This window comes from Bacillus sp. 11C, assembly GCF_055486375.1.
This window is the reverse complement of the sequence record NZ_JBUPVZ010000004.1, coordinates 214,014-237,931: the sequence shown is the minus strand read 5'-3', so window position 1 is coordinate 237,931 and position 23,918 is coordinate 214,014. Positions and strand designations below refer to the sequence as shown.

Genomic DNA, 23,918 nt, shown 5'->3' with positions numbered 1-23,918 from the left:
ACCAGATAATGAGTGTTTTTATTAATAAAGATACAAGAGTTATTGTGCAAGGGATTACAGGTTCTACCGCTTTATTTCATACGAAACAGATGCTCGAATACGGCACAAATATCGTAGGCGGTGTAACACCTGGAAAAGGCGGAACTGAAGCGGAAGGGGTTCCTGTATTTAATACAGTGGCTGACGCAGTTCAAACGACCGGCGCTAACGCGTCTGTTATATATGTGCCGGCACCGTTTGCAGCTGATGCGATTATGGAAGCGGTAGATGCGGAGCTTGATCTCGTGATCTGCATCACTGAACATATTCCGGTTTTGGATATGGTAAAGGTAAAACGCTTTATGGAAGGCAAGAAAACGAGACTGATAGGGCCGAACTGTCCTGGTGTCATCACGCCTGAAGAATGCAAAATCGGCATTATGCCTGGATATATCCATAAAAAGGGTCATGTAGGCGTTGTATCGCGCTCAGGAACATTAACATACGAAGCGGTGCACCAGCTGTCAGAAGCCGGTGTAGGACAATCTACAGCTGTTGGAATCGGCGGCGACCCTGTAAATGGAACAAACTTTATTGACGTTTTAAAAGCGTTTAACGAAGATCCTGACACACATGCTGTCATTATGATTGGCGAAATCGGCGGTACTGCCGAAGAGGAAGCGGCAGAGTGGGTAAAAGCCAACATGACAAAACCGGTAGTCGGTTTTATCGGCGGTAAAACAGCACCTCCAGGGAAGCGCATGGGACATGCCGGCGCCATTATTTCCGGCGGAAAAGGTACAGCTGATGAAAAAATCAAAACCCTTAATGCATGCGGAATCGAAGTTGCAGACACACCTTCTGTAATGGGCGAAACGTTAATTAAGGTGCTGAAAGAGAAGAACTTGTTCGAAACTTGCAAAACGCATTAATAAAGAAGGAACAGCCGTCAAGGCTGTTCTATCTTTTTTCTGTCAAAAGGAGGTCAATATATTGGATCAGGCCGCTGCCTGTTTAATGATTTGCAGAATCAATCAATTATTATCCCCATCCCTTCTATTAAAATGGTGGAAAGCCGATCCATCTATGTCGCTGACATCACCCGTGTTAGAAACTGTTACTCGCGGTAAAAGAGAGGCAGCTGCATTAAAAAACAAAATAGAAAAACATTATCCAAAGCTTCAGCGTGTACTTGCTGCTTACCATGAGCAAGGCATTATCCCCATCCCGATTTCTTCTGAGCAATATCCTTTCTGGCTGCAAACCATTTATGATCCCCCCGCCGTCCTGTTTGCAAAGGGTGATATGGCTCTTCTTTCCGAAGGGAGGAAAATTGGAATTGTAGGTACAAGAAATCCAACAGCTTATGGGATACATGTTGTCAATCACCTTACTAAAGAGCTTTGCCGCAAAGAGTGGGTGATTGTCAGCGGACTTGCGTCTGGGATAGACGGAATGTCCCACGCGGCAAGTATTAAGGCGAAGGGGCGGACAATCGGCGTCATTGCAGGGGGATTTCATCACATTTATCCCCGGGAAAACCTTCAGTTAGCAAATCACATGGCAAAACACCATATCCTTCTGTCAGAGCATCCACCTGAAACTAAACCCCAAAAATGGCATTTCCCTATGAGAAACCGCATCATCAGCGGATTAAGTGAAGGCATTATTGTTGTGCAGGGCAAAGAAAAAAGCGGTTCGCTGATTACTGCATATCAAGCACTGGAACAAGGGAGAGAAGTTTTTGCCGTACCCGGTTCATTATTTGATCCTTACGCCGGAGGTCCTATAAAACTGATTCAGCAGGGAGCTAAAGCCATATGGTCAGCAGAGGATATTTTCGAGGAGCTTCCTGAAAGAAACGTTCAATATACGGAACCCTTTTGAATTATCGTTTGACAAACGGCATTGTAATATTTAATAATAGTGAGGATTTAAAGTTGCATATTGTTTTCTATTTAAATAATGACGTTCATCATAAAGAATGAAATGTTGAAAGCCAAATAAAGACAGCAGCAAAAATAAAATTGAAATACTTGAAAAGAGAGAGAACACCTCTTGAGGGGGATGAAAATGTCTGATTATCTAGTCATCGTGGAATCGCCTGCTAAGGCGAAAACGATTGAACGTTACTTAGGTAAAAAATATAAAGTGAAAGCATCAATGGGACATGTCCGGGATCTTCCAAAAAGTCAAATGGGAGTTGACATAGAACAGAATTTCGAACCAAAATATATTACCATTCGAGGTAAAGGGCCGGTATTAAAAGAGTTGAAAACGGCTGCGAAAAAAGCTAAAAAAGTGTATCTCGCAGCCGACCCCGACAGAGAAGGGGAAGCGATTGCATGGCACTTGGCACACAGCCTTGATTTAGATCTCAATTCAGACTGCCGTGTGGTGTTTAACGAAATTACAAAAGACGCCATTAAGGAATCGTTTAAACATCCCCGCATGATCAATATGGATTTAGTGGATGCACAGCAGGCGAGACGTATTTTAGACAGGCTTGTCGGATACAAAATCAGTCCTATCCTATGGAAAAAAGTCAAGAAAGGGCTTAGCGCAGGCCGCGTTCAATCCGTTGCCCTCCGTTTGATTACTGACCGTGAAAAAGAAATTAACGACTTTAAGCCGGAGGAATATTGGACCATTGACGGTACGTTCTTAAAAGGACAGGAAACGTTCGAAGGGAGCTTTTTCGGAAAAAACGGCAAAAAACTTCCTTTAAATAGTGAAGCCGACGTAAAAGACATTCTTTCTCAGCTTAAAGGCAATAAATATACAGTTGAAAAAGTAACGAAAAAAGAACGTAAACGTAATCCGGCCTTGCCTTTTACCACTTCCACCCTGCAGCAGGAAGCGGCTCGCAAACTCAATTTCAGAGCGAAGAAAACGATGATGATCGCACAGCAATTATATGAAGGAATCGATCTTGGAAGAGAAGGAACTGTCGGTCTGATCACGTATATGAGAACGGATTCAACCCGTATTTCAAATACGGCGGTTGATGAAGCTGCTGCATTTATTGATCAGGCATACGGCAAAGAGTTCTTAGGCGGCAAACGAAAGCCTGCGAAAAAGAATGAAAGTGCCCAGGATGCCCACGAAGCCATCCGTCCGACATCAGTTCTCAGAAAACCTAGTGAATTAAAAGCAGTACTCGGCAGAGATCAGATGAGATTGTATAAATTAATTTGGGAGCGCTTTGTTGCAAGCCAAATGGCACCTGCAATTCTCGATACAATGAGTGTCGATCTGACAAACAATGGTTTGACATTTCGTGCAAATGGAAGTAAAGTCAAGTTTTCCGGGTTTATGAAGGTTTATGTTGAAGGAAAAGACGACCAAATGGAAGAAAAAAATCGGATGCTGCCTGACTTACAAGAAGGCGACACGGTATTATCAAAAGATATAGAACCGGAGCAGCATTATACCCAGCCGCCTCCGCGATATACCGAGGCACGACTCGTTAAAACTCTTGAAGAACTCGGTATCGGCCGTCCTTCCACGTATGCTCCGACGCTTGATACCATTCAGCGGCGCGGCTATGTGTCTTTGGATAATAAACGTTTTGTTCCGACTGAACTGGGGCAGATCGTTCTTGACTTGATTATGGAATTTTTCCCTGAAATCATTAACGTTGAGTTTACAGCGAAAATGGAAAAAGACCTTGATCATGTTGAAGAAGGCGATACCGAATGGGTTAAGATTATTGATAACTTCTACGCGGATTTTGAAAAACGCGTGAAAAAAGCTGAAGCGGAAATGAAAGAAGTTGAAATTGAGCCTGAGTATGCAGGGGAAGATTGTGAATTGTGCAGTTCTCCAATGGTATATAAAATGGGCCGATACGGTAAATTCTTAGCTTGCTCCAACTTTCCGGATTGCCGGAACACAAAGCCGATTGTGAAACAAATCGGCGTAAAGTGCCCGAGCTGCGGTGAAGGAAATATTGTTGAACGAAAATCGAAAAAGAAACGGGTTTTTTACGGCTGTGACCGTTATCCGGACTGTGAATTCGTTTCCTGGGACAAACCAATTGAACGAAAATGCCCGAAATGCGGAAAAATGCTCGTCGAGAAAAAACTCAAAAAAGGCATACAAGTCCAATGCGTGGAATGCGATTATAAGGAAGAACCACAGAAGTAGCGGTGAGCAGGGTCTTGCTCACCTTCTTTGTGTGTTAAAAGAAGGCCTTGAATAATAAACTAGGAGATGTGAAAGATGAACCAACAAACAGTGAATGTAATCGGAGCCGGACTCGCAGGAAGTGAAGCGGCATGGCAGCTTGCCAAACGGGGAATTCAAGTCAAATTATATGAAATGCGTCCTGTTAAACAAACCCCTGCGCACCATACAGATAAATTTGCCGAGCTTGTGTGCAGCAACTCTTTGCGCTCCAACACACTTGCTAATGCGGTCGGTGTATTAAAGGAAGAAATGCGGGCACTAGATTCAGCCATCATCGCGGCCGCTGACGAATGTTCGGTGCCTGCCGGCGGTGCTCTCGCGGTAGACCGTCATGAATTTGCCGCAAGCGTGACAAATCGGGTAAAAAACCATCCAAACGTAACCGTTATGAATGAAGAAGTGACGGAAATTCCAGAAGGTCCTACCGTTATTGCCACGGGACCGTTAACGTCTGAATCGCTGTCTGCCCAGCTAAAGGAGCTGACTGGAGAAGACTATTTATATTTTTATGACGCAGCGGCGCCAATTGTAGAAAAAGACAGCCTTGATATGGATAAAGTGTACTTGAAATCCCGTTATGATAAAGGTGAAGCGGCGTATTTGAACTGCCCGATGACAGAAGAAGAGTTTGACCGTTTTCATGAAGCATTAACATCAGCAGAAACAGTCCCTTTAAAAGAATTTGAAAAAGAGATTTTCTTTGAAGGCTGCATGCCGATTGAAGTCATGGCAAAACGGGGAAAGAAAACAATGCTTTTCGGACCGATGAAGCCGGTTGGATTAGAGCATCCTGAGACAGGAAAACGTCCTTATGCTGTCGTCCAGCTCAGACAGGATGATGCTGCGGGAACACTCTATAATATTGTAGGATTCCAGACTCATTTAAAATGGGGAGACCAAAAAGAAGTTCTCAAATTGATTCCGGGGTTAGAAAATGTAGAAATCGTCAGATACGGCGTGATGCACAGAAACACATTCATTAACTCTCCAAGCCTGTTAAAGCCGACTTATCAATTTAAAAACCGCAGTGATTTGTTCTTTGCAGGCCAAATGACGGGAGTAGAAGGATACGTGGAATCAGCTGCATCAGGACTCATAGCAGGCATTAATGCGGCTAAACTTGTACTAGGAGAAGAGCTTGTCACTTTCCCTCAGGAAACAGCGATAGGCAGTATGGCTCACTATATTACAACAACAAACCAGAAGAACTTCCAGCCGATGAATGCAAACTTTGGGCTTTTAAAAGAATTGCCTGTTAAAATTAAAAATAAAAAAGAGCGGAATGAACAATACGCGAACCGTGCGATTGAGACAATTCAAACAATTTTGAAAACAATATAGGTATTGATTGCAACCTGAACGCGATTTGTGATACCATTTAAAAGCCCTTTCTGGGGAGGTTTAGGTATGGATAATGTTAAGAATTTCGTAAAGTTATTCGTAGAATATTTACAAATTGAAAAAAATTATTCACAATATACTATTGTGAATTATGTGGATTCAATTGAAGAATTCGAGACTTTTCTGCGCGTTCAAGGTATAAATGGATTTGAAGAAGCTGCATATCAGGATACTAGGATTTTTTTGACGGAAGCCTATGAAAAAGGTTTATCGAGAAGAACGATAAGCAAAAAGATATCTGCATTAAGAAGCTTTTATAAGTTTCTGATGCGGGAAAAGCTTGTTGAAGAAAATCCGTTTCAGCTTGTTCATCTGCCGAAACAAGAAAAACGGATACCGAAGTTTCTATATCAAAAAGAGCTTGAGGAGCTGTTTGAAGTTTCAGATATAAGCCAGCCGGCCGGAATGAGGGATCAAGCGCTGTTAGAGCTTCTCTATGCCACCGGAATGAGGGTCAGTGAATGCTGTTCCATAACTGTTAACGATGTTGATTTATTTATGGACACTGTGCTTGTTCACGGCAAAGGCAAGAAGCAGCGCTATATCCCCTTTGGGTCTTACGCCCGCGAAGCGTTGAAGGTATATATGAATAGCGGAAGACAGTGCTTGCTGATGAAAGCAAAAGAACCTCATGATCTATTATTCGTGAATCAAAGAGGCGGACCGCTTACAGCCCGAGGTATCAGACATATTTTAAGCGGGCTTGTTCAAAAAGCGTCCGGCACTTTACATATCCATCCGCATATGCTTCGACATACGTTCGCCACTCATCTGTTAAACGAAGGAGCAGATTTGAGAAGTGTTCAAGAATTGCTCGGACATTCCAATCTGTCTTCGACACAGATATATACGCACGTTTCGAAGGAAATGTTGAGAAACACATATATGTCTCACCATCCAAGAGCTTTTAAGAAAAATTAAAGGAGGCCCTTTATGTCATCTTTTCATGCGACCACAATATTTGCCGTGCAGCATAAGGGACGAAGTGCTATGTCCGGAGACGGCCAAGTGACATTTGGTCAGGCTGTTGTCATGAAACACACTGCACGAAAAGTGAGAAAACTGTTTAACGGTAAGGTTCTTGCTGGGTTTGCGGGATCTGTTGCAGACGCTTTCACTTTATTCGAAAAGTTTGAAGCTAAGCTTGAAGAGTACAACGGCAACTTAAAACGAGCCGCTGTTGAGCTTGCTAAAGAATGGCGCAGCGATAAAGTGCTTAGAAAGCTTGAAGCCATGTTAATCGTTATGAATCAAGATACTTTGCTTCTCGTATCGGGAACAGGCGAGGTAATCGAACCAGATGACGGCATTCTCGCGATTGGATCAGGAGGCAATTACGCTTTGGCGGCCGGAAGAGCTTTGAAAAAACATGCCGGTGAAAGCATGTCTGCAAGTGAGATTGCTAGAGCCGCGTTAGAAACAGCGGGCGAAATTTGTGTTTACACGAACGATCAAATCATACTGGAAGAACTTGAATAGAAAGGACTTGAGGCGCATGGAAAAAAAACCATTAACACCAAGACAGATTGTAGATCGGTTAGACCAATATATTGTCGGTCAGCAAAACGCGAAAAAAGCTGTCGCCGTGGCATTAAGAAACCGCTATAGAAGAAGTCTTCTAGATGAAAAACTGAAGGATGAGGTCGTTCCGAAAAACATTTTAATGATGGGGCCTACCGGCGTTGGGAAAACTGAAATTGCCAGACGAATCGCCAAGCTCTCAGGTGCGCCATTTATCAAAATTGAAGCAACAAAATTTACTGAAGTCGGCTACGTAGGCAGAGATGTTGAATCAATGGTCAGAGACCTTGTGGAGACTTCTGTTCGGCTTATAAAAGAAGAGAAAATCAATGAAGTAAAAGAGCAGGCTGAAGAAAATGCAAATAAACGCATTGTTCATCTGTTAGTTCCTGGGAAGAAAAAACAATCAGGCGTTAAAAATCCTTTTGAAATGTTGTTTGGCGGCAGCCAGCCGAGTGGCGAAGATGAGGCGGAGAGCCAGGAAGAAGCAAACATTGAAGAAAAAAGAAAACGCATGGAGCATCAGCTGGCTTTAGGAGAGCTCGAAGACCACTATGTAACAGTAGAAGTCGAAGAGCAGCAGCCTTCTATGTTCGACATGCTGCAGGGCTCTGGTATGGAGCAGATGGGCATGAATATGCAGGACGCACTGAGTGGATTAATGCCAAAGAAAAAGAAACGGCGTAAAATGACAGTCAGAGAAGCTAGAAAAGTTCTGACGAATGAAGAAGCAAGTAAACTCATCGATATGGATGAAGTCGGCCAGGAAGCTGTTCAGAGAGCAGAAGAGAACGGAATTATCTTTATCGACGAGATTGATAAAATTGCAAAAAACGGCGGCGCGTCATCCTCTGCCGATGTATCAAGAGAAGGCGTTCAGCGGGATATCCTTCCAATCGTTGAGGGTTCAACCGTTGTCACTAAATATGGTTCGGTAAAAACAGACCATGTGTTATTTATTGCAGCAGGAGCGTTTCATATGGCCAAACCATCTGATTTGATTCCTGAACTGCAGGGGCGTTTCCCGATTCGTGTAGAACTGAGCAAACTCACGGTAGACGACTTCGTGAGAATTTTGGTTGAGCCGGATAATGCGCTGCTGAAACAATATCAGGCATTATTGCAGACGGAAGGTATATCTCTTGAATTTTCTGACGAAGCTATTCGTAAGATTGCAGAAGTTGCTTATCATGTGAACCAGGACACAGATAATATCGGTGCGAGACGCCTTCATACAATACTTGAACGTCTATTAGAAGATCTATCGTTTGAAGCTCCTGATGTCACAATGGAGAAAATAACGATTACACCACAGTATGTCGAAGAAAAGCTAGGAACGATAGCCAAAAATAAAGATTTAAGTCAATTTATATTGTGAAAAATTTAATATGAGGAATATTTAGGAGGATTATTTATCATGGCTTTATTACAAAAAACAAGAATTATTAACTCCATGCTGCAAGCTGCGGCAGGGAAACCGGTGAACTTCAAGGAAATGGCGGAGACGCTGCGGGACGTAATTGATTCCAATATTTTCGTTGTAAGCCGCAGAGGCAAACTCCTTGGATATTCTATTAACCAGCAAATTGAAAATGACCGCATGAAAAAAATGCTTGAGGATCGTCAATTCCCTGAAGAATATACGAAAAATCTGTTTAACGTTCCTGAAACATCTTCTAACTTGGACATTAACAGTGAATATACTGCTTTTCCTGTTGAGAACAGAGACCTGTTCCAAGCTGGTTTAACAACAATTGTACCAATCATCGGAGGCGGAGAAAGATTAGGGACACTCATTCTTTCACGTTTACAGGATCAATTTCATGACGATGATTTAATTCTCGCTGAATACGGTGCTACAGTTGTCGGAATGGAAATCTTGCGAGAAAAAGCAGAAGAAATCGAAGAGGAAGCAAGAAGTAAAGCTGTCGTACAAATGGCTATCAGCTCGCTTTCTTACAGTGAGCTTGAAGCAATTGAGCACATTTTTGAAGAGCTTGACGGAAACGAAGGCCTTCTCGTTGCAAGTAAAATCGCAGACCGCGTCGGCATTACCCGTTCTGTTATTGTGAACGCACTCAGAAAGCTGGAAAGCGCTGGTGTCATCGAGTCAAGATCATTAGGAATGAAAGGTACTTATATCAAAGTGCTTAACAACAAATTCCTAATTGAATTAGAAAATCTCAAATCTCATTAATCACCGAAAGAACCTCTTTTAAAGGGGTTCTTTTTTATGCTCAAATAAAGGAAATTGATAAGCTTTATTTCCTGGGTTGAAAGTCTTTCTTTGTAATATTTTTAATAAATCTTACATTTTTCATTAAAAAGACTCAAAAATAACGAAAAAAATGTCGAAAAAACAGAAATTCCGCTATTTTCAGGCTTATATCAAGGCGGAAAACATAGTTCAAATAATCTAGGACTATATACCTAGTTATAAAATAGATAATTGTGAGGACATTTTTTTACACGAACTTCATAGACTTTATGCCTGTTATTTCTTACAATAAGCATATAGTTTTACAATTCTCGACAAGGATATTGAGGGTGAAAAAAACTGAAATGGAGGTAAGTGGATTTGAGCTTATTTTCTGGAACGATACAAAATCTTGAAAATGCCTTGGGCAGAGCGAATATTAAGCAAAAAGTCATAACTAATAATATCGCCAATATAGATACACCGAACTATAAGGCGAAAAAAGTCTCTTTCCAAAATTTATTAAATCAAGAATCCTCGCGTCTCGAAGCGACAAAAACAGACTATCGTCATGTTGATTTTTCTGATACTGATTCGAATTATTCAATTGTAACGAGTACGAATACATCGTATCAGCAAAACGGAAACAATGTTGACGTCGACAAAGAGATGACAGAATTGGCGCAAAATCAAATCAACTATCAAGCTTTAGTTGAAAGAATGAACGGTAAATTTAATTCGCTGAAAGCCGTATTAACAGGAGGGAAATAATGACAGCTTTTCATAGCTTAAATGTTTCAGCATCAGCTTTAACAGCTCAGCGTGTCAGAATGGACGTTGTATCGTCTAACTTGGCTAATATGGATACGACTAGAGCTAAGCAGGTGGACGGAGAGTGGGTGCCTTACAGAAGAAAAATGGTTTCTCTTCAGTCAAAAGGTGAATCGTTCTCTTCAATTCTCAATTCTAAAATGAGCGGAAGCGGCAATGCCGGAAACGGTGTAAAGGTTTCTAAAATCGCGGAAGATGATTCAGATTTTAATCTTGTCTATGATCCGGCAAACCCAGATGCAAACGCTGAAGGATATGTACAAAAGCCTAATGTTGACCCGTTGAAAGAAATGGTTGACCTTGTCAGCAGCACAAGATCATACGAGGCGAATGTCACAGCAATGAATGCCACAAAGGGAATGCTGATGAAGGCGTTAGAAATCGGAAGGTAAGGTGAACGAATGTGATTAATGCAATTTCTCCTTTTCAGGTTCAAAATACTCAAAACACTCAAAATGCAACAAATCAAGTAAACAATAGCCAAAAAACAGATTCTTCAAATCAAACAAGCTTTTCGGAGCTTTTAAAAAACTCTATTAGTTCGTTAAATGAGTCCCAAGTAGCTTCTGACAACATGACTAATGCCTTGGCTGCAGGAAAAGATGTAAATCTTGATGAGGTCATGATCGCCGCTCAAAAAGGAAGCGTCTCTCTAACTGCTGCAACAGAGTTCCGCAATAAAGCTGTGGAAGCCTATCAGGAGATTATGAGAATGCAAATGTAGAGGGTCTTACGATTAAGAGAAAGAGTGGAATGACCGGGGGTTAACATGAATCGTACTCTAATGCAAATGAAAAACAAAACGAGTGAGTTTTGGAAAAACAGATCTAAATTACAAAAGATTTTAATGATTAGTGCTTTAGCGGCAATTATTATTATTGGAATTATTATCAGTGTTTTTGCTTCCAGTTCAAAAATGGCGCCGCTGTACAAAGATTTATCTGCTGAAGAAGCAGGGCATATCAAAGAAGAACTTGATGCGAAAAAAGTGCCAAACGAACTTTCAAACGGCGGAACAGTGATAAGTGTTCCGGAGGATCAGGTTGATTCATTGAAAGTGCAGCTGGCTGCAGAAGGACTTCCTAAAACCGGATCAATTGATTATTCATTTTTTGGGCAGAATGCCGGCTTTGGTTTGACAGACAATGAGTTTGATATGGTCAAAGTGAAAGCAACACAGACAGAACTGTCGAATTTGATCAATGAAATGGACGGTATTAAAAATTCCAAAGTAATGATTAACCTCCCGAAAGACGCTGTGTTTGTCGGTGAGGAGCAATCTGCAGCATCCGCATCAATCGTCCTGCAGGTACAACCGGGCTATACCCTTGAACAAAGCCAGGTTAACGGACTGTATCATCTAGTATCGAAAAGTGTGCCGAACCTAAAAGAAGATAATATCGTCATTATGGACCAAAATTCTACATACTACGATAAATCAGACAGCGATGCAGGGTCCTACGCGGATAGTTATTCTTCACAGCAAGGGATTAAATCTCAAGTCGAAAAAGACGTTCAAAAACATGTTCAGACACTGCTCGGTACGATGATGGGACAAGATAAAGTCGTTGTTTCCGTTACAGCAGACATTGATTTCACAAAAGAAAATCGCACAGAAGACCTTGTCGAACCTGTAGATAAAGAAAACATGGCAGGCATTGCAGTCAGCGCGGAAAAGGTATCTGAAACATATCAGGGTGACGGTGCAGCCAATGGCGGAATCGCCGGAACAGGCGACGATGATGTAACAAATTACGAAGCTGACGGGGAAAATACCGAAGGCGGAGGTTATGAAAAAAGCAGCGAAAAAATCAACTATGAGGTTAACCGGATTCATAAAGAAATCGCAGAGAGCCCTTATAAAGTCAGAGATTTGGGAATCCAAGTGATGGTGGAGCCGCCGGACGCAAAAAATATCGAGTCGCTTTCAGCTGAAAGACAAGAAGATATTCAAAAAATACTTTCAACTGTAGTCAGAACTTCTATTGATAAGGATGCACAAGACCAGGAGCTTACCGACGAGGACATCAATAATAAAATTGTCTTATCCGTCCAGCCTTTTGATGGCAAAGTAAATATGGACGCTGATACAGAAGAAGCCTTAGGTGTGCCGATTTGGGTTTATATTGCAGGAGGTATTTTGATTGCTGCCATCATCATTCTCATTATTATGCTGGTTAGAAAGAAACGGACGCAAGAGGATGAATTTGAGGAATATGAGTATGAGGTTCCTCAAGAACCGATCAATCTGCCTGATATCAATGAAGAGGAAAATGAAACAGCGGAAACAGTCAGACGAAAACAGCTTGAAAAGATGGCGAAAGACAAGCCGGAAGATTTTGCAAAACTGCTGAGAAGCTGGCTGGCCGAGGATTAGGAGGAATTAGAAATGGCGAGACGTGATCAAGATAAGCTTACAGGAAAACAAAAAGCAGCCATTCTCATGATTTCCTTGGGGTTAGATGTGTCAGCTTCTGTATATAAGCACTTAACCGATGAAGAAATTGAAAGGCTTACCCTGGAGATATCAGGGGTTCGAAGTGTCGATCATCAAAAAAAGGATGAAATTATAGAAGAATTTCATAATATAGCCATTGCGCAAGATTATATTTCTCAAGGCGGCCTAAGCTATGCGAGACAAGTTCTTGAGAAGGCGCTTGGAGAGAATAAGGCGGAAAACATTCTAAACAGGCTGACTTCTTCTTTGCAGGTTAAACCATTTGATTTTGCCAGAAAAGCGGAGCCTGAACAAATTTTAAATTTTATACAGCAAGAGCATCCTCAGACGATGGCTTTAATTTTGTCTTATTTAGACCCTGTTCAATCCGGGCAAATTTTATCCGAGCTGAATCCCGAAGTACAGGCTGAGGTCGCCAGAAGAATCGCAGTTATGGACAGAACGTCACCTGAAATTATTAATGAGGTAGAACGGATTCTGGAACAAAAATTATCTTCTGCATTTACTCAGGATTATACACAAACAGGCGGAATTGAAGCTGTTGTGGAAGTGTTAAACGGGGTAGACAGAGGAACAGAGAAGACGATCTTGGATTCATTGGAAATTCAGGATCCCGATCTTGCTGAAGAAATTAAAAAGCGGATGTTTGTCTTTGAAGATATTGTTACACTTGATAACCGCGCAATTCAGAGGGTCATCCGCGATGTTGAAAACGACGATCTGCTCCTTTCATTAAAGGTTGCAAGCGAAGAAGTCAAAGAAATTGTATTCAACAATATGTCACAGCGTATGGTTGAAACCTTCAAAGAAGAAATGGAATTTATGGGACCTGTACGCTTGAAAGATGTAGAAGAAGCTCAGTCTAGAATTGTAAGCATCGTCAGAAAGCTTGAAGAAGCCGGTGAAATTGTGATAGCAAGAGGCGGAGGGGACGATATTATTGTCTAATATCATTAAACAAGAATCATCTTTTTCTCCACAAAAGGATAGAAGAAAACTCTCTATACAAGAGGTGCACATTGATCATTCTCACCTTTTGCAGGCTGAAGAGAACCCAGAAGCGCTTATGGCGCGGGTGAAAGAGGAAGCTGACCGGATTTCTGAGCAGGCCAACAGCCATATAGAAAATATTCGCCGTCAAATTGAACAGGAAAAAAATGATTGGGCGGCTGAAAAACAGAAGCTGATCGAGGAAGCAAAAGCCGAGGGCTTTGAACAAGGTATGGCATTGGGCAGAACTGAAGCGCTTGAACAGTATGCCGAGCTGATCGGCCAAGCGAACAGCATAACTGGAATGTCCAGAAAAGCTGTTGAGGATAAGCTTGAAGACGCTTCAGAAGAAATCGTCGAGCTTGCCGTTGCACTAGCTGGAAAAGTGTGGCGGCAAAAATCTGATGATAAAGAGGCATTTCTCCTGCTTGTGAAACAGGTCGTAAACGAAGTAAGGGAATATGACGATATATCAATATATGTGGATCCGTATTACTATGAGACTGTTTTTCAGCAAAAAGATGAAATCATGCAGCTTCTTTATAAAGAATGCCGGCTTGGCATATATGCTGATGAAAAAGCTCAAAAAGGATCATGTTATATAGAAACTCCTTTTGGCAGAGTAGATGCGAGTGTTGACACTCAATTAATGCAATTGAAAGATAAACTTCTGACAGCGCTGGAAGCGGGTGCAGCTGAATGAAGACACAGAGTCTGATAGATTGTATTGAAATGACGGACTCGTATAAACGGTATGGAAAAGTCAAACGGGTGATCGGCCTGATGATTGAATCAAAAGGGCCTGCAAGCTCAATTGGAGACGTGTGCCTTATTTACGCAAAAGGGCAATCAGGTACAGTTATTAAAGCTGAGGTTGTCGGTTTCCAGGAAGAGAATATTTTGCTTATGCCTTATTTAGAGGCTGCAAGCATTGCGCCCGGCAGTATTGTAGAAGCCACTGGTGAATCTCTTCGGGTTAAAGTCGGAGCCGGACTGATCGGACAAGTCATCGATGCTTTTGGCGAGCCGCTTGATGGAAAACTTCTGCCGAAAGGGCTTTCGCCTGTATCGACAGAGCAATCACCGCCCAATCCGATGAAACGGCCGCCTATTCGAGAAAAGATGGGTGTCGGAGTCAGGTCGATTGACAGCTTGCTGACAGTCGGTAAAGGCCAGCGAATTGGTATTTTTGCAGGAAGCGGTGTCGGAAAAAGCACATTAATGGGGATGATCGCCAAGCAGACAGAGGCTGACTTAAATGTCATTGCACTTGTCGGAGAACGCGGGCGAGAGGTTCGGGAATTTATTGAAAAAGATCTTGGGAAAGAGGGGCTGAAACGATCGATTGTCGTCGTTGCCACCTCAGATCAGCCGGCATTAATGAGATTAAAAGCGGCATATACAGCGACGGCAATTGCCGAGTATTTCCGTGATAAAGGCCAAAATGTCATGTTTATGATGGATTCAGTCACAAGGGTGGCAATGGCCCAGCGTGAGATTGGACTGGCTGCCGGCGAGCCGCCGACAACAAAGGGTTATACACCTTCTGTGTTCGCTATTTTACCACGTTTATTAGAACGAACAGGTGCAAATGAGCACGGAACCATTACGGCGTTTTACACAGTATTGGTAGATGGTGATGACATGAATGAGCCGATTGCTGACACTGTTCGCGGGATTTTAGACGGACATATCGTGTTGGACAGGGCGCTTGCCAATAAAGGCCAGTTTCCTGCAGTTAATGTACTAAAAAGCATCAGCAGGGTGATGTCTAACATATCGACAAGGCAACACCTGAGTGCAGCTAATAAATTCCGTGAGCTTTTATCAACTTATCAAAATTCGGAAGATCTCATTAATATCGGAGCTTACAAAAGAGGATCCTCTAGAGAAATCGATGAAGCAATACAATTTTATCCGCAGCTTATTCAATTTTTAAAACAGGGAACAGACGAATCGGCATTATTGGAAGAGAGCATTGCTGCATTAACTAGTTTGACAGGAAATGAGGAATAAACGTGGCCTATCAATTTAGATTCCAAAAGCTGCTGGAACTAAAAGAAAATGAGAAAGATCAATCCTTATCTGAGTATCAGCAATCAGTTTCTGAATTTGAAAATGTTGCTGAAAAATTATATGAGAATATGAGCAAAAAGGAATTGCTTGAACAAAATAAGGAAGAGAAATTGAAAAGCGGTATGAGTGTACAAGAAATGAGGCATTATCAGCAATTTGTGTCAAATCTTGACAACACAATTTATCATTATCAAAAGCTTGTCATTATGAAACGAAATCAGATGAATCAAAAACAAGAAATTTTGACAGAGAAAAATATTGAAGTAAAAAAGTTTGAAAAAATGCGTGAAAAACAGTTTAAAATGTTTGCTCTTGAAGACAAAGCTGCAGAGATGAAAGAAATGGACGACATTTCAATCAAGCAGTTTATGATTCAAGGCCATTAGGGGCGAATGTAATGTCAGGCAAAAAGAAAGAATCAGGTAAGTTCCGTTCGGTTTTGCTTATCATTATCCTTCCGCTGATGTTTCTTCTAATCGCAGGGGGAATTGTTCTTTGGGCGGCTGGTGTCAATGTCTTAAAGCCGATACAGGAGGCTGCGGCAAAAACGCCGATTCTTAAAGAATGGGTTCCTGAAACCGAAAATAAAAAAGACACAGCATCAAGTAAGGATAGCAGTAATACGGCAGCTCTGGAAAAGACCATTAAGGATCAAAAAAGTGAAATCAGTATATTGAATAAAGATTTAGAAACGAGTAAATCTGAAATCGACAGGCTCAACCAAAAGATTCGTTCTCTTGAAAAGACGGCGGAGGATCAAAAGAAGTCTTCAGAAGATCATACTAAAGAAACATCAGGTTCGAATTCTTCTTCTGAGGATGACAAAGTGATCAGTGTATATAAGAGCATGGACAGCGGAAAGGCTGCTAAAATTATTGCCCAATTAAATGAGCAGGAAGCGCTGAAAATATTGAATGGCCTAAGCAAAAAGCAGCTTGCCGACATATTGGCGAAAATGACTCCTGAGCAAGCGGCAACCTATACAGAAAAAATTGCTGCCAGTCAAGAATAGGGGGAATTAAAGGTGAAGCTGCTTGAATTGGCGGGACCTTTGCTGCAAACTACAGCGGGTACTGCGGCTAAAACCATAAAAAGTAGCCAGGGAGTTTTTCAAAACTGGCTTATGTCTGAGGCGAGTTTGAATGAAATCTCAGAACAAGGGAAGGATGCTCCTAATTCCGGAGACCAGCTAGCAGATGCCCTTAAAAAGATCAGTGATTGGCTAAAAGCAAGTCCTGAAGATCAAGACAAACATAAAGCGGAACTTCTGCAAACATTAAGCAAACTAACAGGGAAACAGTTGGATGAAACGGCTCAGCAATTGTTGCAGAATCTGTTGCAAGCGGTTGAATCAAAAATGTCCGGCGGAACGGATCAATTGCTCGCAGAATTAGAAAAAATGATCTCAGAAGGTAAAACGGCTCTGGCTGACAATGATCCTGCTGCTGACAGTAATGGAGAACTGAATGTTGATACAGAGCAATCGAATCAGGATAATGAAGTATCTGAGGATGATAAAGAACTTGCCCTTATTCAGATGTTCATTAGCCAACTGCTAGAAGGGAATAAGCTGACTGAACGCGGGAATGGAAATGACGCTCATGTCATTTACCAGAATGGAGAACAATTTCTTTCTGCGTTAGAAAAAAAGGGCGTATCTCAACAGCTCATTCAGGATCTTAAACAGCAAATATTCACTAAAGATGAGTCGGGTTCAAAACTTTATTCGATGACAGCGTCAGAGCTGAAAAGTTTTCAAAGTTTAATGGAGCAAATGTCTATGCTTCCTCAAAAAGGGACTAAAGAATGGAATTTAGCTGAAAGCCAGCTGAAAGCTTTCTTGTTATCGAAATCATCCGAATCATCGCAAGACTTTGGAAAGCGTGTCCTCACACCGCTCTCACAGAATTCATTCAGCAAAAGCGCGTCGGATGCTTCTGGAAGTATTCAGCCCGTAGATAGTAAATCAGGACTCCAAATGCTTTTTTCAGGGTACAGGAACACTGGGGCAGTTCAACCACTCGATCTGCAGCAGCTCTCATCTGATTTACCAACTGCCGAGACAAAAACGGCGGCTGATCAAGTTATCAATGCGTGGAAGCAGATGAAATATACGCCATTCGGCAGATCAACGGGAAGTTTCACCATTCGGCTGAATCCTGAACATTTAGGATTTGTCACAATCAAGCTGACAAATGAAAATGGGATGTTTCAGAGTAAAATTATTGCATCGAGTCAATCAGCAAAAGAACTGCTAGAACAGCATCTTCCTCAGCTGAAGCAATCACTGCCGAATATGGCCGTCCAAATTGACCGTTTTACTCTCCCGGTTCAAAGCGGGGACCAGCCGATATACGGCCAGCTTGCTGATGAACAGAGACAGCAGCAAGAGGGGCAGAAACAGCAAAGACAGAAAAAGGAATCAAATGATTTCGGCGATCTGCTCGATGAACTGTCGATGGTTGAAATGGAGGAAGAAGAATGACATCTATCAGTTCAGAATATAAACTGCCTGAAAAAACAAGCACCGTGTCAACTAACAATAGCAGCTTGGGGAAAGATGAATTCTTAAAAATATTAATGGCCCAAGTCCAAAACCAAGATCCGCTCAACCCGGTTGATGACAAAGAATTTATCAGCCAGATGGCGACTTTTTCAAGCTTGGAGCAAATGGTGAATTTAAATACCACAATGGCTCAATTCGTCGAAAAACAAGATCCGTTTACAACGTACCTTGATTGGATGGGCAAAGAAGTTTCTTGGACTGCTGACGGAGGTGCAACAGAAAAAACAGGCACAGTAAACTCAGTAAAACAGTCAAAAGGAAAATATTATCTCGTTCTTAATGATGGTACTGAAATCAGCCCGTCTAATGTGCTGACTGTCGCACAGTCTTCTAAATAAAAAAATCTGGGGGAATACATTATGTTACGTTCACTTTATTCTGGAATCAGCGGTATGAAAAACTTTCAAACAAAGCTTGACGTTATCGGCAACAACATCGCCAACGTGAATACAGTAGGATTCAAAAAGAGCCGTGTTACCTTTAAAGATATGGTAAGCCAAACGATTGCCGGCGGTTCTGCGGCTGGAGGAGCAATTGGAGGTACGAACTCTAAGCAGATCGGTTTAGGTTCATCATCTGGCACAATTGATACAATTCATTCAACAAGCGCAACACAAAGCACAGGAAGAACACTTGATTTAGCGATTGACGGTGACGGGTACTTTCAAATTGATTCAGGTGACGGAACAGTTTATACACGTGCAGGAAACTTCTATTTAGATAATACTGGAACACTTGTTACCGGTGATGGCTACCATGTGTTAAATATGACTGGGGGAACGATTCAGATCCCTCTTGATGCACAAAGCTTCAGTATTGGCTCTGATGGTAACGTATCAATCGTTGATGCGGGCGGCCAAACACAAGACGGCGGACAAATCGGGGTTGTTACTTTTGCAAACAGCGACGGTTTAGATAAAATCGGCAACAACTTATACCGTGAATCTTTAAACTCTGGAGCGGCAAGTGCAGCCAACCAGCCTGGTGACGGCGGTACAGGTTCCCTTAAATCAGGGTTTCTCGAAATGTCTAACGTTGATTTAACTGACGAATTTACTGAAATGATTGTTGCCCAGCGCGGATTCCAATCAAACTCAAAAATTATTACAACATCAGATGAAATCCTTCAAGAACTGGTTAACCTTAAACGTTAAGGAGGGAGGGGAGGCGATAATCGCTTCTCCGCTGTTTTATGATTAAAGTAACTCGTTTGAATGGGCAGCCCTTTACACTGAATGCGCTGTTTATTGAACAGATTGAATGCTTTCCGGATACTACAATTACTCTTTCAAATGGTAAGAAGTTTGTAGTAAAAGAAGATGAAGAAGCTGTTCTGGAAAAGATCGCAACTTTCTACCGGAAAATACAAATATTTTCAATGGATCAAGGAATAGAGGAACCGGAATGAAGAAAAATTTAATGATCATTTTACTAATGATTCTTATCGTAATAGGTGCTCTTGGGGCGGCGGCTTATTTTGTTCTAGGCAGTGAGTCCGAAAAAAGTGAAACGGAAAAAAGCATTGATGAAATCGTTGCATCTTCTGTTGATGTAGAAGAGATCACAACAAATTTAAAGTCTGATAACATTATCCGTCTTGCTATTAAACTTGAGACCGACTCTGATAAATCAAAAGAAGAACTTGAAAAACGTGATTTCCAAGTGAAGGACGCTGTAATATCACTGCTGGCTGATACCAATGCTAATGCGATTGAGGGAGACAAGGGAAAAGAAGCCTTTAAGAAGGAACTAAAAGATAAAATAAATAGCTACCTCCAAGAAGGAAAAGTAGAAAAAGTGTATATTACCTCCTTTAATCTGCAATAAACAATCATTTGACAGAATACGGAGGTGAGGAAAATGTCAGGAGAAGTTCTCTCCCAAAATGAAATAGATGCACTGCTTTCTGCAATATCAACTGGTGAAATGGACGCTGAAGAGCTGAAAAAAGAAGAAAAAGAGAAGAAAGTGAAGGTTTATGATTTCAAACGTGCGCTGCGGTTTTCTAAGGATCAGATCCGCAGTTTAACGAGAATTCATGACAATTTTGCAAGACTTCTAACGACTCACTTTTCTGCTCAGCTCAGAACCTATATTCACATATCTGTCAGCTCAGTTGACCAGGTCCCGTATGAGGAATTTATCAGGTCAATACCGAACATGACGATTCTGAATCTGTTTGATGTCCATCCGATGGAAGGCAGAATTATGATGGAGGTTAATCCGACAATTGCTTATACGATGATGGATCGGGTAATGGGCGGTATTGGAATCAGTCATAATAAGGTTGACAGCTTGACAGAAATTGAAACAAAAATCATTTCTAATTTATTTGAAAATGCACTGGGAAATTATAAAGAAGCTTGGCAGTCAATTGCTGATATTGAACCGGAAATGACTGAGTTTGAAGTGAATCCGCAATTCGTTCAAATGGTATCTCCTAATGAAACGGTCGTGGTCATCTCGCTCAATACCCAAATCGGTGAAATCAGCGGTGTTATTAATCTTTGTATCCCGCATATTGTCCTCGAGCCGCTCATACCGAAGCTTTCGGTCCACTATTGGATGCAATCAGATAGAAATGAGCCGAAGCCTGAGGAAACAAAGTCGCTTGAAAAACGTATCATGACAGCACAAATACCTGTCGTGGCCGAGCTTGGCACATCTGAACTGACAATAGAAGAGTTTTTAAGTTTAGAAGTCGGAGACTGCATAACTTTGGACAAATCAGTCACGGATCCTCTTACTGTATTGGTCGGAGATAAGCCGAAATTTTTAGGACAAGCCGGCCGGGTGAATCGAAAACAGGCAGTGCAAATTTTAGATCACGACATAAGAGGTGAACAAGATGGAGAATAATAGATTATCTCAAGATGAGATTGACGCGCTTCTTAACGGCACTGGCGGTACGCCGGATGAGCCAGAGGTTCCGGAAGTACATGACTTATCGGACATGGAGCGTGATGCGATCGGTGAAATCGGAAATATTTCATTCGGCAGTTCTGCGACAGCCCTGTCAACGCTTTTAAATCAAAAGGTCGATATTACGACTCCTAGCGTAGCTGTCATTCCTAAAAGCAAAATCAGCGATGCGTTTCCTGAACCGTATGTAGCTATTGAAGTGAATTATACGGAAGGCTTCAGCGGCAGCAACTTGCTGGTCGTGGAACAAAATGACGCGGCAATCATAGCTGATTTAATGATTGGGGGAGACGGAAAAGGCGCGGACCCTTCTCTAGGTGAAATCCATTTAAGTGCGGTTCAAGAAGCGATGAACCAAATGATGGGGTCGGCAGCCACATCAATGTCTACTGTATTCAGTAAAAAAATTGATATTTCACCGCCTCGGGTTGAATTGCTCGATGTCACTGAAGAAAAGGGAACAGACCGTATTCCTGATGATGAAATGCTGGTGAAAGTTTCTTTCAACTTAAAGGTGGGAGATTTAATAGACTCCAGCATTATGCAGCTTTACCCACTGACATTTGCGAAAGATTTAATTTCAAATCTTATGAACACAGAAAGTGCAGAGGAAGAAACAACGCCGCAGCCTGATGTTACATATGAGCAGCCGAAAGCGCCTGTGACGCCAGAGCCGCGTAGGGAACCACAGCAACAGCCGCCAAAAAGGCAGGGAACACAAAAAAAAGCAGCACCAGTTCAGGTTTCACCGGTGGAATTTTCCGCATTTGATCCCAATGAGGCTTCTCAAGCCCCTATAAACAACTTGGATATGCTTTTGGATATTCCGCTTTCGATCACTGTTGAGCTTGGCAGAACGAAGAGAAGCGTAAAAGAGATTTTGGAGCTTTCTGCCGGAAGTATTATTGAGCTTGATAAGTTAGCCGGTGAGCCGGTAGATATTTTAGTGAATCGGCGAATCGTTGCCAAAGGCGAAGTCGTTGTTATTGAAGAAAACTTCGGAGTAAGAGTCACTGACATTTTAAGCCAAGCAGAGCGCATTAATAATTTAAAATAACGAAACACAAGGAGAGAAATAGATTATGGCACACAGAATTTTAATTGTAGATGACGCAGCATTTATGCGAATGATGATTAAAGATATTTTGGTGAAAAACGGTTTTGAAGTAGTAGCGGAAGCTGAAAATGGAGCACAAGCAGTAGAAAAATATAAAGAGCATTCTCCTGATCTTGTTACCATGGATATCACGATGCCGGAAATGGATGGCATAACAGCATTAAAAGAAATTAAACAAATTGATGCACAGGCAAGAATCATTATGTGTTCTGCTATGGGACAACAATCAATGGTTATCGATGCCATTCAGGCCGGCGCCAAGGATTTTATCGTAAAACCTTTCCAGGCAGACCGTGTGCTTGAAGCAATCAACAAAACATTAAGTTAAAGGGTGTACGGCTGTTGAAAAAGAGTCAATATTTCATCGCTTTTATTTGTTTTTTCGTTCTATACAGTGTACATCCGATTACGGCTGCCGCGGCAGACTCTGATAATTCAACTGTAAACGAATGGTTTCAAAAGAAAGATGAAAAAACTGCAGATAAGTCAGAGCAAAAGGAAGAAAAAACAACACAAACTGCTGATGAGACGGAGGGGGCTGCTGCTCCTTCTGTCTCAGCTTTTGATTTCGTGAAGATGATTTTCGCTTTACTATTTGTTGTCATGCTGATTTACGGGCTGGTTAAGCTCATGAACAAAAGAAATCGGCTCCTTAAGCCTTTTCAATATGTTGAAAATATTGGCGGCACATCGGTCGGACAAAACAGATCCATCCAATTGATCAAAGTCGGAAAAAATGTGCTCGTCGTTGGTGTAGGAGAAACGATCCAGCTGCTGAAAGAAATTGAGGATGAAAAAGAGGTTGAGGTTATTCTCAGCCAGCATGAAGAGGCAATGTCAAGCAAAATAGAGTGGCAAAAGATTGTGAAGCCGCTTAAGGGTTCTGAACATCAATCGCAGCAAAAACTGCCTTCATTTTCAAAAGCGTTAAAAGAGCAGCTTGAAGAGTTAAAACAAAACCGTTCTGAAGGAAAAAAGAAAGGCCCACGTCATCATGAATGAGTTTATAAATATTTTCAGTTCAAGCGATCCGCAAAACGTAAGTTCATCTGTTAAATTACTATTATTGTTAACTGTATTTTCAGTGGCGCCTGGAATATTGATTCTTATGACTTGTTTTACTCGCATCGTCATTGTTCTATCATTTGTCAGGACTTCACTGGCGACACAATCTATGCCGCCAAACCAGGTTCTGATCGGGCTGGCGCTGTTTTTAACGTTTTTTATTATGGCTCCTACTTTTTCAGAGATTAATAAAGAGGCGCTGACGCCATTGATGGACAACAAAATCAGCTTGGACGAAGCGTATACGAAAGCTGAGGAACCAATTAAAGAATTTATGAGTAAACACACAAGGCAGAAGGATCTGGCGCTATTTATGAATTACGCGAAAATGGATAAACCCGAATCATTAAAGGATATCCCGCTAACAACAATGGTTCCCGCTTTTGCCATATCGGAGCTCAAAACAGCGTTTCAAATAGGTTTTATGATTTTTATCCCATTTTTAATTATAGATATGGTCGTAGCGAGCGTCTTAATGTCAATGGGAATGATGATGCTCCCTCCAGTTATGATTTCTCTGCCCTTTAAAATATTACTTTTTGTTTTAGTAGACGGCTGGTATTTAATTGTGAAATCTTTGCTTCAGAGCTTTTAGGGTAGGTGC

General features: G+C 41.7%; 27 protein-coding genes. All 27 read left to right on the top strand.

Features of this window, described 5'->3' with window-relative positions:
* Positions 1-8: 8 nt before the first annotated feature.
* The 27 genes from sucD to fliP all read left to right on the top strand — a co-directional run bounded on the left by sucD (position 9) and on the right by fliP (position 23,909).
* Positions 9-911, top strand: coding sequence for a succinate--CoA ligase subunit alpha (gene sucD / locus ACY3LV_RS08145; RefSeq protein WP_087992067.1), 903 nt, complete (start codon positions 9-11; stop codon positions 909-911).
* A gap of 61 nt (positions 912-972) precedes the next feature.
* Positions 973-1,866, top strand: a complete 894-nt coding sequence (gene dprA / locus ACY3LV_RS08140; protein WP_333560432.1) for a DNA-processing protein DprA — start codon at positions 973-975, stop codon at positions 1,864-1,866.
* A 186-nt stretch (positions 1,867-2,052) separates the two neighbouring features.
* Positions 2,053-4,128 (top strand): type I DNA topoisomerase, encoded by a 2,076-nt coding sequence (topA, locus tag ACY3LV_RS08135; RefSeq protein ID WP_148961833.1) that lies wholly within the window; start codon positions 2,053-2,055, stop codon positions 4,126-4,128.
* A 75-nt stretch (positions 4,129-4,203) separates the two neighbouring features.
* The gene (trmFO, locus tag ACY3LV_RS08130; RefSeq protein WP_087992064.1) at positions 4,204-5,511 is read left to right on the top strand and encodes an FADH(2)-oxidizing methylenetetrahydrofolate--tRNA-(uracil(54)-C(5))-methyltransferase TrmFO; all 1,308 of its coding nucleotides are present in this window, start codon (positions 4,204-4,206) and stop codon (positions 5,509-5,511) included.
* A 66-nt stretch (positions 5,512-5,577) separates the two neighbouring features.
* Positions 5,578-6,492, top strand: coding sequence for a tyrosine recombinase XerC (gene xerC / locus ACY3LV_RS08125; RefSeq protein ID WP_087992063.1), 915 nt, complete (start codon positions 5,578-5,580; stop codon positions 6,490-6,492).
* A gap of 12 nt (positions 6,493-6,504) precedes the next feature.
* Positions 6,505-7,050, top strand: coding sequence for an ATP-dependent protease subunit ClpQ (gene clpQ, locus ACY3LV_RS08120; RefSeq protein ID WP_003238555.1), 546 nt, complete (start codon positions 6,505-6,507; stop codon positions 7,048-7,050).
* A gap of 16 nt (positions 7,051-7,066) precedes the next feature.
* Positions 7,067-8,470 carry an HslU--HslV peptidase ATPase subunit gene (gene hslU / locus ACY3LV_RS08115; RefSeq protein ID WP_087992062.1) on the top strand — a complete coding sequence of 468 codons (1,404 nt, stop codon included), beginning with the start codon at positions 7,067-7,069 and terminating at the stop codon, positions 8,468-8,470.
* Between the two features lie 39 nt (positions 8,471-8,509).
* Positions 8,510-9,289, top strand: a complete 780-nt coding sequence (gene codY, locus ACY3LV_RS08110) for a GTP-sensing pleiotropic transcriptional regulator CodY (protein ID WP_003238551.1) — start codon at positions 8,510-8,512, stop codon at positions 9,287-9,289.
* Positions 9,290-9,670: 381 nt separating this feature from the next.
* Positions 9,671-10,060: a flagellar basal body rod protein FlgB gene (gene flgB / locus ACY3LV_RS08105; RefSeq protein WP_148961832.1), complete on the top strand. Its 390-nt coding sequence runs from the start codon at positions 9,671-9,673 to the stop codon at positions 10,058-10,060.
* Positions 10,060-10,512: a flagellar basal body rod protein FlgC gene (gene flgC / locus ACY3LV_RS08100; RefSeq protein WP_289347220.1), complete on the top strand. Its 453-nt coding sequence runs from the start codon at positions 10,060-10,062 to the stop codon at positions 10,510-10,512. The genes flgB and flgC overlap by 1 nt, the downstream gene beginning before the upstream one ends.
* Positions 10,513-10,523: 11 nt before the next feature.
* Positions 10,524-10,844 carry a flagellar hook-basal body complex protein FliE gene (gene fliE, locus ACY3LV_RS08095; RefSeq protein WP_148961830.1) on the top strand — a complete coding sequence of 107 codons (321 nt, stop codon included), beginning with the start codon at positions 10,524-10,526 and terminating at the stop codon, positions 10,842-10,844.
* Positions 10,845-10,889: 45 nt separating this feature from the next.
* Positions 10,890-12,497 carry a flagellar basal-body MS-ring/collar protein FliF gene (fliF, locus tag ACY3LV_RS08090; RefSeq protein ID WP_333560431.1) on the top strand — a complete coding sequence of 536 codons (1,608 nt, stop codon included), beginning with the start codon at positions 10,890-10,892 and terminating at the stop codon, positions 12,495-12,497.
* 12 nt (positions 12,498-12,509) lie between these two features.
* Entirely contained in the window at positions 12,510-13,526 is a 1,017-nt protein-coding gene (fliG, locus tag ACY3LV_RS08085; protein WP_087991592.1) for a flagellar motor switch protein FliG, read from the top strand.
* On the top strand, positions 13,519-14,271 hold the full coding sequence (gene fliH / locus ACY3LV_RS08080) for a flagellar assembly protein FliH (RefSeq protein WP_148961828.1): 753 nt from the start codon (positions 13,519-13,521) through the stop codon (positions 14,269-14,271). Before fliG ends, fliH begins: the two co-directional genes overlap by 8 nt.
* Positions 14,268-15,584, top strand: a complete 1,317-nt coding sequence (gene fliI / locus ACY3LV_RS08075) for a flagellar protein export ATPase FliI (protein ID WP_087991595.1) — start codon at positions 14,268-14,270, stop codon at positions 15,582-15,584. Before fliH ends, fliI begins: the two co-directional genes overlap by 4 nt.
* Before the next feature lie 2 nt (positions 15,585-15,586).
* On the top strand, positions 15,587-16,030 hold the full coding sequence (gene fliJ, locus ACY3LV_RS08070; RefSeq protein ID WP_087991596.1) for a flagellar export protein FliJ: 444 nt from the start codon (positions 15,587-15,589) through the stop codon (positions 16,028-16,030).
* A gap of 11 nt (positions 16,031-16,041) precedes the next feature.
* A complete protein-coding gene (locus ACY3LV_RS08065; protein WP_087991597.1) occupies positions 16,042-16,656 on the top strand; it encodes a MotE family protein in 615 nt (204 codons plus the stop codon).
* A gap of 12 nt (positions 16,657-16,668) precedes the next feature.
* Positions 16,669-18,129: a flagellar hook-length control protein FliK gene (locus ACY3LV_RS08060; protein WP_333560430.1), complete on the top strand. Its 1,461-nt coding sequence runs from the start codon at positions 16,669-16,671 to the stop codon at positions 18,127-18,129.
* Positions 18,126-18,548 (top strand): flagellar hook assembly protein FlgD, encoded by a 423-nt coding sequence (gene flgD, locus ACY3LV_RS08055; protein WP_148961826.1) that lies wholly within the window; start codon positions 18,126-18,128, stop codon positions 18,546-18,548. Before ACY3LV_RS08060 ends, flgD begins: the two co-directional genes overlap by 4 nt.
* Positions 18,549-18,569: 21 nt before the next feature.
* Positions 18,570-19,364 carry a flagellar basal body rod protein FlgG gene (gene flgG, locus ACY3LV_RS08050; protein ID WP_087991601.1) on the top strand — a complete coding sequence of 265 codons (795 nt, stop codon included), beginning with the start codon at positions 18,570-18,572 and terminating at the stop codon, positions 19,362-19,364.
* 38 nt (positions 19,365-19,402) lie between these two features.
* Positions 19,403-19,618: a swarming motility protein SwrD gene (swrD, locus tag ACY3LV_RS08045; protein WP_087991602.1), complete on the top strand. Its 216-nt coding sequence runs from the start codon at positions 19,403-19,405 to the stop codon at positions 19,616-19,618.
* A complete protein-coding gene (gene fliL, locus ACY3LV_RS08040; protein ID WP_333560429.1) occupies positions 19,615-20,037 on the top strand; it encodes a flagellar basal body-associated protein FliL in 423 nt (140 codons plus the stop codon). Before swrD ends, fliL begins: the two co-directional genes overlap by 4 nt.
* Positions 20,038-20,070: 33 nt before the next feature.
* Positions 20,071-21,069, top strand: coding sequence for a flagellar motor switch protein FliM (gene fliM / locus ACY3LV_RS08035; RefSeq protein WP_003220879.1), 999 nt, complete (start codon positions 20,071-20,073; stop codon positions 21,067-21,069).
* Positions 21,059-22,189: a flagellar motor switch phosphatase FliY gene (gene fliY / locus ACY3LV_RS08030; RefSeq protein ID WP_333560428.1), complete on the top strand. Its 1,131-nt coding sequence runs from the start codon at positions 21,059-21,061 to the stop codon at positions 22,187-22,189. Before fliM ends, fliY begins: the two co-directional genes overlap by 11 nt.
* A gap of 25 nt (positions 22,190-22,214) precedes the next feature.
* The gene (gene cheY, locus ACY3LV_RS08025) at positions 22,215-22,577 is read left to right on the top strand and encodes a chemotaxis protein CheY (RefSeq protein WP_014476812.1); all 363 of its coding nucleotides are present in this window, start codon (positions 22,215-22,217) and stop codon (positions 22,575-22,577) included.
* Positions 22,578-22,591: 14 nt separating this feature from the next.
* Positions 22,592-23,251, top strand: a complete 660-nt coding sequence (fliZ, locus tag ACY3LV_RS08020) for a flagella biosynthesis regulatory protein FliZ (RefSeq protein WP_333560427.1) — start codon at positions 22,592-22,594, stop codon at positions 23,249-23,251.
* Positions 23,244-23,909 carry a flagellar type III secretion system pore protein FliP gene (fliP, locus tag ACY3LV_RS08015; RefSeq protein ID WP_087991608.1) on the top strand — a complete coding sequence of 222 codons (666 nt, stop codon included), beginning with the start codon at positions 23,244-23,246 and terminating at the stop codon, positions 23,907-23,909. Before fliZ ends, fliP begins: the two co-directional genes overlap by 8 nt.
* Positions 23,910-23,918 lie beyond the last annotated feature (9 nt).

Excerpts from the sequence above, each read along its gene's own strand:
- xerC (WP_087992063.1), top strand. The coding sequence starts at position 5,578 with ATGGATAATGTTAAGAATTTCGTAAAGTTATTCGTAGAATATTTACAA.
- trmFO (WP_087992064.1), top strand. The coding sequence starts at position 4,204 with ATGAACCAACAAACAGTGAATGTAATCGGAGCCGGACTCGCAGGAAGT.
- fliP (WP_087991608.1), top strand. The coding sequence starts at position 23,244 with ATGAATGAGTTTATAAATATTTTCAGTTCAAGCGATCCGCAAAACGTA.
- fliI (WP_087991595.1), top strand. The coding sequence starts at position 14,268 with ATGAAGACACAGAGTCTGATAGATTGTATTGAAATGACGGACTCGTAT.
- sucD (WP_087992067.1), top strand. The coding sequence starts at position 9 with ATGAGTGTTTTTATTAATAAAGATACAAGAGTTATTGTGCAAGGGATT.
- fliG (WP_087991592.1), top strand. The coding sequence starts at position 12,510 with ATGGCGAGACGTGATCAAGATAAGCTTACAGGAAAACAAAAAGCAGCC.
- fliL (WP_333560429.1), top strand. The coding sequence starts at position 19,615 with ATGAAGAAAAATTTAATGATCATTTTACTAATGATTCTTATCGTAATA.
- fliF (WP_333560431.1), top strand. The coding sequence starts at position 10,890 with ATGAATCGTACTCTAATGCAAATGAAAAACAAAACGAGTGAGTTTTGG.
- clpQ (WP_003238555.1), top strand. The coding sequence starts at position 6,505 with ATGTCATCTTTTCATGCGACCACAATATTTGCCGTGCAGCATAAGGGA.
- swrD (WP_087991602.1), top strand. The coding sequence starts at position 19,403 with ATGATTAAAGTAACTCGTTTGAATGGGCAGCCCTTTACACTGAATGCG.
- fliY (WP_333560428.1), top strand. The coding sequence starts at position 21,059 with ATGGAGAATAATAGATTATCTCAAGATGAGATTGACGCGCTTCTTAAC.
- flgG (WP_087991601.1), top strand. The coding sequence starts at position 18,570 with ATGTTACGTTCACTTTATTCTGGAATCAGCGGTATGAAAAACTTTCAA.
- ACY3LV_RS08065 (WP_087991597.1), top strand. The coding sequence starts at position 16,042 with ATGTCAGGCAAAAAGAAAGAATCAGGTAAGTTCCGTTCGGTTTTGCTT.
- flgC (WP_289347220.1), top strand. The coding sequence starts at position 10,060 with ATGACAGCTTTTCATAGCTTAAATGTTTCAGCATCAGCTTTAACAGCT.
- codY (WP_003238551.1), top strand. The coding sequence starts at position 8,510 with ATGGCTTTATTACAAAAAACAAGAATTATTAACTCCATGCTGCAAGCT.
- flgD (WP_148961826.1), top strand. The coding sequence starts at position 18,126 with ATGACATCTATCAGTTCAGAATATAAACTGCCTGAAAAAACAAGCACC.
- cheY (WP_014476812.1), top strand. The coding sequence starts at position 22,215 with ATGGCACACAGAATTTTAATTGTAGATGACGCAGCATTTATGCGAATG.
- hslU (WP_087992062.1), top strand. The coding sequence starts at position 7,067 with ATGGAAAAAAAACCATTAACACCAAGACAGATTGTAGATCGGTTAGAC.
- fliM (WP_003220879.1), top strand. The coding sequence starts at position 20,071 with ATGTCAGGAGAAGTTCTCTCCCAAAATGAAATAGATGCACTGCTTTCT.
- topA (WP_148961833.1), top strand. The coding sequence starts at position 2,053 with ATGTCTGATTATCTAGTCATCGTGGAATCGCCTGCTAAGGCGAAAACG.